The following is a 7,556-nucleotide window of genomic DNA, read 5'->3' on the forward strand; positions in this document are numbered from 1 at the left end:
AACCGTTACCGAATTCCCTCCTGGTCATTATTTAGATAGTGCGACAGGACAACTCGTCAAATACTACCAACGCGATTGGATGGATTATGATGCAGTCAAAGACAACGAAACCAATTTAGATGATTTAAAAGCGGCGTTTGAAAAATCAGTCAAGTCACACTTAATGTCTGATGTTCCTTACGCGGTATTATTATCAGGTGGTTTAGATTCATCGTTAGTATCCGCCGTTGCAGCTCAATACGTCGCTAAGCGCGTTGAAGATGGCGATCAAAGTGATGCATGGTGGCCACGTCTGCATTCATTTGCGGTGGGTCTAGAAGGTGCACCTGATTTAAAAGCAGCACAAAAAGTCGCAGATATGATTGGTACCGTCCATCATGAAATTCATTTCACCATTCAAGAAGGCTTAGATGCTATTCGCGATGTTATCTATTTCTTAGAAACCTATGACACGACAACTATTCGTGCCGCTACCCCCATGTACTTGATGACACGTAAGATCAAAGCGATGGGCATCAAAATGGTTCTATCTGGCGAAGGTGCTGATGAAATATTTGGTGGATATTTATACTTCCACAAAGCCCCTAATGCTAAAGAATTCCACGAAGAAACAGTCCGTAAACTAGAACGTTTACATATGTTTGATTGTGCTCGTGCGAACAAATCGACATCTGCTTGGGGTGTTGAAGCGCGTGTACCTTTCTTAGATAAAGAATTCATCGATGTTGCAATGCGTTTAAACCCTCAAGACAAAATGTGCCTTGATGGTAAAATGGAAAAATGGATCTTACGTAAAGCGTTTGATGATAACTCTTACTTACCTGATGAAGTCTTATGGCGTCAAAAAGAACAGTTTGGTGATGGTGTAGGTTATTCTTGGATTGATTCAATCCGTGACTTTGTTGAAGCTGAAGTGTCGGATCAACAATTGGCGAATGCGGCATTCCGTTTCCCAATTAACACTCCTGATACCAAAGAAGGTTATTTCTACCGAACTATTTTTGAGGGTTACTTCCCACAAGAATCAGCGGCGCAATGTGTACCAGGCGGTAAGTCAATTGCCTGCTCCACTGTTGAAGCGCTAGAATGGGATGAAAGCTTCAAAAATAATGCCGATCCTTCTGGCCGTTCAATGAAAGATGTCCACAAGAATCAAGAAGACTAATCAGTCTTCTTGCTGAAACACGTTTAGTTGATTGAATACCACAAGTGTTCGTCATCTAAGGGTGTTTCAAGTGGTAGTAATGGGTTAGACAATTGCACTACTTGTCGTTGGCTAACCTTTAATTCTTTCAGTAAAGGCAAATAAACCTCATTAAACAACGCATCAAATGTACCGTCAGCTACCGCTGCAGCAAATCCCTGTTCTAATAATTTTGCTAAAATTTTATTTCGTTTATTCACAAAGAAATATATTGCTGAAGGATATTGCAACACAAAATTCGGCTCTAAGATTAACTCTCTGCGTAAATTATCATCAGCCATTTCCGCTAATACTTCAATGACTGAGCGAGGAAATATATCTGCTTGATTACGATGCATAATCGTAAACGCTTCATCATAGCTAGTCGCATTGACGACATTAAACCCATTAGATTGTAATACTTTTGTATCCGGCCAGTCCATGCCTTGAACAGCTGCATGATCTCGTAAATTTGAACTTTCTAGTTTAGGTAGCATACTGGGGTTTATAAGTAATACACGCCACCCTATTAACCCTTTAAAAATCGGTACGCGGATAGGTAAGAAATCAGCTTCACGCTGCTGATTTGTCATAGACCACAGAATATTAATTGAACGATTATTGCTTAATAGATTAAATGCTTTACCCTGCAAAATAACATCATCAGTCGGTTGAACTTCAAATCTCACTCCTGTTTTTGCCAATGCCAACTCAAGTAATTCAATCGGATATTTGACATGAATACTCTCTTCAAGTGGCTGTTTGGGGTAAGTAATCGACCAGACGGCTGCGTTGAGCGAAGGTAAATAAAGACTAATCAATAAACAACTGAGCTTAGATAGAAATGATAGTTGAGAGATAAGATAACTCATAATTTATGCTCGAGTAGAAACAAGATTTCTAATTACTTTAGCACTATCGAAGATTTATTCAATGCCAATAAATTTATGGGTTTGTAAGGACAAACGCCAATTTTCTTTTATACACGTTTCTACTGCTAATTGTGTCGCTCTCGCTTGTTGCGAAATAGGCTGTAAATATATCAATGTGTTAGTTTGGATCGGCGCACGCTCCAATAGCAACTTAAGCTCATCGACATGTTTTTGCATAGCTACAGCATGTTTGATTTCATTGGCTCTTGCCATCACCTCAGGCAAGATTGGATATTTGCCCGGCATATCGATCTTAGGTGAAACCGTCACATAAACATCATCCGCACAGCGTAAAGCAAATGTCCCACTGGTCTCTATTTGTACACTAAATCCTTTAGATAACAATACCTCTGTGAGTGGAACTAAATCATGCATCGCCGGTTCACCACCCGTGATTACAACGTGTTTAGCTAGGTAACCTCGTATCTCATATTCATGTAATAATGCAGTCACGTTCATTAACGCGTGAGTCGGTGCATCGGCAGATTTTTCACGTAATTGCACAACAGGAATTTGATCATCAGTATCCACTTTCCAAGTATGCTGTGTGTCACACCATGGACAACCTACTGGACATCCTTGTAAGCGAATAAAAATAGATGGTACTCCGGTATAACTGCCCTCTCCTTGGATAGATTCAAATATTTCATTGATTGGATATTGGATATTGGCGGTCATTAACCTTCCTTTTGTAACAAATGTATAAAACGAACATTGGAGATGTGCGCATAATACATTAAAATAGCATTATTATTAAATCAAAAGCAGTATTCATCGATTATGACGCAATCTCAGACTCCACATAAGAAGAAGGCTATTCTTATCTATTCAGGTGGCATGGATTCATTTACTTTACTCCACCATATATTAGATCAAGGCTTGGCTGTAAACGAGATTGCCGCACTGACCTTTAATTATGGTCAAAAACATGTCAAAGAAGTTGAGTTTGCACGCCGTGTTTGTGAAGCACTAGGTATTCAACACAAAGTAGTCGATATCAGTGCCATTAATAGTCTTATGGGCGGTTCATCTTTGACTGATGATATTGAAATACCTGAAGGACACTATGAAGCAGATAACATGCAATCTACTGTCGTACCTAATCGAAATATGATTTTACTCTCGATGGCAGTAGCCTACGCAGTCTCGCTAGAAGCTGATAAAGTTTATTATGGTGCACACAGTGGTGATCATGCGATTTATCCGGATTGTCGACCTGAATTCGTCCAAAAGATGGATGAGGTTTGTCGCATTGCTAACTATCAGTCAGTATCTATTGATACTCCATTTATTCATATGAGTAAAATTGAAATATTGACGCGTGGAGTAAACCTTGGACTAGATTACTCGCAAACATGGACCTGTTACAACGGCCGAGAACATGCTTGTGGAAAATGTGGAGCGTGCGTGGAGCGACTGGAAGCATTTACAGAAAATGGACAAACGGATCCACTCACCTATGAATCTTAAGTAAATTAAGCCACCTTTAATGGTGAATAATGGCTACGCTTATGGATAATAGCGCTCAGCCATCATTCACTAATTAGGATATCTTTACGATTTCACTTCGAAGTTTCTCTATATCATCACGCAATGATGCTGCTTTTTCAAACTCCAACTCACGTGCCGCTTCAAACATGGTTTTTTCAAGTTCAGCAACTTTATCCATCATTTGTGTCGCCGTCATTTTTTGATACGTCTTTTCTTTTTCAGCAATTTTACGTAGCTTAACTTTACCTGAGGCTGGATGAGCAGAATCATCACCCACATCCATTATATCGGTAATAGGTTTATTCAATGCTTGAGGCACGATACCGTGCAACTCATTGTGTTCAATCTGCTTTTTACGACGACGGTCAGTTTCATCAATGGCACGTTGCATTGAACCAGTAATCTTGTCTCCATACAATATCGCGCGACCATTTAAATGACGAGCCGCACGTCCAATCGTCTGAATAAGCGATTTATCCGCACGTAGAAAACCTTCTTTATCGGCATCCAAAATAGCCACTAAGGATACCTCGGGCATATCTAGACCTTCTCGAAGTAAATTAATCCCAACGATGACATCAAACTTACCAATACGTAAATCGCGAATAATTTCAATCCGCTCGACTGTATCAATATCCGAATGTAAGTAACGCACTTTCACCCCGTTTTCATTCAGGTATTCTGATAAATCTTCAGCCATACGTTTGGTTAATGTCGTAATCAACACACGTTCGTTTACCGCTACCCGTTTATGAATTTCAGATAGCACATCATCTACCTGAGTCGCAACTGGCCGGATTTCAATAATCGGATCAAGTAAGCCGGTAGGCCGTACCACTTGTTCTACCACATCTCCTGCACAACGCTCTAATTCATGTTTACCTGGTGTTGCTGAAACATAAATAGTTTGGGGCGCAATATGCTCAAATTCTTCAAATTTTAGAGGTCGATTATCCAAGGCCGACGGTAGGCGAAAGCCATATTCAACCAAGGTTTCTTTGCGCGAACGATCACCTTTGTACATCGCGCCAATTTGAGACACGGTGACGTGAGATTCATCAATCATTAATAAGCCATCTTTGGGAAAGTAATCGATTAATGTTGGGGGTGGTTCTCCAGGAGCCCGTCCGGATAAGTAGCGTGAGTAGTTTTCAATGCCAGAGCAATAGCCTAATTCCAACATCATTTCGATATCAAACTGAGTACGTTGCGAAATCCGTTGTTCTTCAATCAGCTTATTTGATTCTTTTAGCTGATCTTTGCGAGACACTAGTTCTGTTTTTATCCGCTCAATTGCATCAAGTATTTTTTCTCTAGGAGTGACATAGTGTGTTTTAGGAAACACTGTTGCCCTTGTCACTTTTTTATCTACGGCACCGGTAAGTGGATCAAATAAACTAATCTGCTCTATTTCTTCATCAAATAACTCGACGCGCACCGCTTGTTTTTCACTATCTGCAGGGAATATATCAATCACATCGCCGCGCACTCTGAAATTACCCCGTTCAAAAGCAACGTCATTGCGTTTATATTGCAGTTCTGCAAGACGCCGAAGAATATCACGTTGATCCATGGTGTCGCCTTGGCGCAAATGAAGTAACATTTTCATGTACGATTTTGGGTCACCTAAACCATATATCGCTGAAACTGATGCAATGATTACTACGTCCCGACGTTCCATCAAGGCTTTAGTGGCAGATAAACGCATTTGTTCAATATGATCATTAATGGATGAATCTTTTTCAATAAAAGTATCAGTACTCGGTACATATGCTTCGGGCTGGTAATAATCATAATATGAAACAAAATATTCCACCGCATTGTTAGGGAAGAACTCTTTCATTTCACCATATAACTGAGCTGCTAGCGTTTTGTTGTGTGCCAGAATTAAGGTTGGACGCTGGACGCTTTCGATCACATTAGCCATGGTAAATGTTTTACCAGAACCGGTTACGCCAAGTAGCGTTTGGCAAGCCAATCCATCTTCAATCCCTTCGACTAAACTAGCGATAGCGGTCGGTTGATCTCCTGCTGGAGAATACTTCGATTGAAGCTCAAAAACTTTTGACATATTGGTTCTTTCTCTCATCAATGATAATGTTAATTCGTGGTGACATACTTTTATTTTTAAGATTTATGATGTCATGGTTCAGTTCTTTGATACCTGAGTTTGTAATAACATCTTAATTTGATATCGAAACCACATAAATGACAAAGCAGCCATGACAGTATTGGCTAACACCGCACCAACAAATAATCCCATCAAGCCATACCATATACTGCCCAAATAGCAAAAAGGCACAAAAAATATAAATAATCTTAGGGTATTTAGGATCAATGCTGCCATCGGTTTGTGAATGGCATTAAATGCAGAATTAGTTAACACCACAACGCCTTGAGCACCATAACCTAGAGGGACAATTGTCATAAATAGTATGATTAATGAAGCTACAGATACGTCATTGGTAAACACATTAGCAATATAATCAGACACCAGATACAACAACGAAAAGATAACGAGTTGAATACAGAGTATAAAAACGATAGCTGTTTTGTAGGCGATATAAACACGGTCAATTTTATTCGCCCCAAAATTCTGAGATATCAACGGGGGCAATGTCATAGAGAGCGCCAACATAATAATACAAGCGATTGACTCTAAGCGACCTCCAACCCCCCAGGCAGCAACCGCAGCATCACCGAAATCAGCAACAATAGCTGTCACTACACCGACTGCAATAGGGGTAAGCATATTGGCCCCAGCAGCAGGGATACCGATAGTAAATATCCCTTTTACATTCATTAAAAATTCTCTTGGTAATAGCAGTCTTGGTATCATTAAATTGCGTTTCACCAATAAAATCAGCACCCAAATAAGCCCTACTCCCCAAGCAATAGCCGTGGCAATTGCTGCTCCTTTGATACCCATTCCTTCAATTGGACCGTAGCCAAATATTAATAAAGGATCTAACAACGCATTAATAGCACCACCTGCAGCCATAATCATACTAGGAGTTTTAGTATCACCCGACGCTCTTAGTACACTATTTCCAGACATAGGTAGTGCCAGAAATATCGCGCCTATATACCAGATACTCATATAATCATGGATATGTATTAACAGTTCAGGACTCGCGCCTAGTAATATAAAGATAGGATCGATAGTTATAAAGCCAATAACGGAAAGCAAACCGACCAAACATAACACCGTCATCAATGCGGCGGTTGCCACTAATCTTGCATTAGCATGGTCATTTGATCCTAATAACCGTCCTATGACAGCTGAGATCCCAATACCTAAACCAATATTCAAACTAATGACGGTAAATGTCACAGGAAAAGTAAAACTGATCGCAGCTAATTCTTGAGTACCTAATAAACTGACAAAGAAAGTGTCCACTAAACCAAACGTCATCAACATTAGCATACCCATTACCATAGGAAGCGTCATACTCATTAATGTCTGTTTGATATTACCTTCCAACATGGAATTAGTGGTTATGGATGCTGTACTCATTGAATGATGTCTAGATAAAAAAGCATTCGCAATTTTAACATGAATCAATTTAAGCTGCTGTAAATATCATAAATGAAGGCAAATCGTATTTATACTCACGCCACTTTTTATCTATGCTGACATTGAAAAAAATATGTGAGAAAAAAATCAATTAGCTGGGAACATTTTATGTCATTGTTTTGATTGAAATTCAACCCAACCTCCTAGTTAACATTTTTGCAACAACGTTATGCACACTCCTAATAAACCACTCAACTCGCTGATAAACTTTCAACCACATCGATTACAGCATTAACAAAAAAAACATAAACCATTGATTTAACGTTAATTATTATAGTCAATACTTATTTTTCAGGATTTTCTCTTGATCTTAACGAATATGTTTAAAATAGAGATTTTCAAAGTAATACACACACTTATCCACAGTCCGGTG

6 protein-coding genes are annotated in these 7,556 nt (G+C 39.4%); 2 read left to right on the forward strand and 4 right to left on the reverse strand.

Annotated features, from left to right (window positions below):
* A partial coding sequence (gene asnB / locus G2999_RS11665) for an asparagine synthase B (protein WP_010178404.1) occupies positions 1-1,165 on the forward strand: 1,165 nt, incomplete at its 5' end.
* Between the two features lie 23 nt (positions 1,166-1,188).
* Here the strand turns inward: asnB and G2999_RS02565 are convergent.
* The gene (locus G2999_RS02565) at positions 1,189-2,055 is read right to left on the reverse strand and encodes an amino acid ABC transporter substrate-binding protein (RefSeq protein ID WP_010178411.1); all 867 of its coding nucleotides are present in this window, start codon (positions 2,053-2,055) and stop codon (positions 1,189-1,191) included.
* 54 nt (positions 2,056-2,109) lie between these two features.
* A complete protein-coding gene (queE, locus tag G2999_RS02570; protein WP_010178413.1) occupies positions 2,110-2,793 on the reverse strand; it encodes a 7-carboxy-7-deazaguanine synthase QueE in 684 nt (227 codons plus the stop codon).
* 102 nt (positions 2,794-2,895) lie between these two features.
* Between queE and queC the strand changes: the two genes are divergently transcribed.
* Positions 2,896-3,585, forward strand: coding sequence for a 7-cyano-7-deazaguanine synthase QueC (queC, locus tag G2999_RS02575; protein ID WP_029257345.1), 690 nt, complete (start codon positions 2,896-2,898; stop codon positions 3,583-3,585).
* 73 nt (positions 3,586-3,658) lie between these two features.
* Here queC and uvrB read toward each other — a convergent pair whose 3' ends face one another.
* Together uvrB and G2999_RS02585 are read right to left on the reverse strand one after the other, a co-directional pair.
* Entirely contained in the window at positions 3,659-5,677 is a 2,019-nt protein-coding gene (gene uvrB, locus G2999_RS02580; protein ID WP_010178417.1) for an excinuclease ABC subunit UvrB, read from the reverse strand.
* Positions 5,678-5,755: 78 nt separating this feature from the next.
* Positions 5,756-7,123 (reverse strand): MATE family efflux transporter, encoded by a 1,368-nt coding sequence (locus G2999_RS02585; RefSeq protein ID WP_010178419.1) that lies wholly within the window; start codon positions 7,121-7,123, stop codon positions 5,756-5,758.
* Positions 7,124-7,556 lie beyond the last annotated feature (433 nt).

Source organism: Glaciecola sp. HTCC2999 (assembly GCF_000155775.1).
Lineage (GTDB): Bacteria > Pseudomonadota > Gammaproteobacteria > Enterobacterales > Alteromonadaceae > Opacimonas.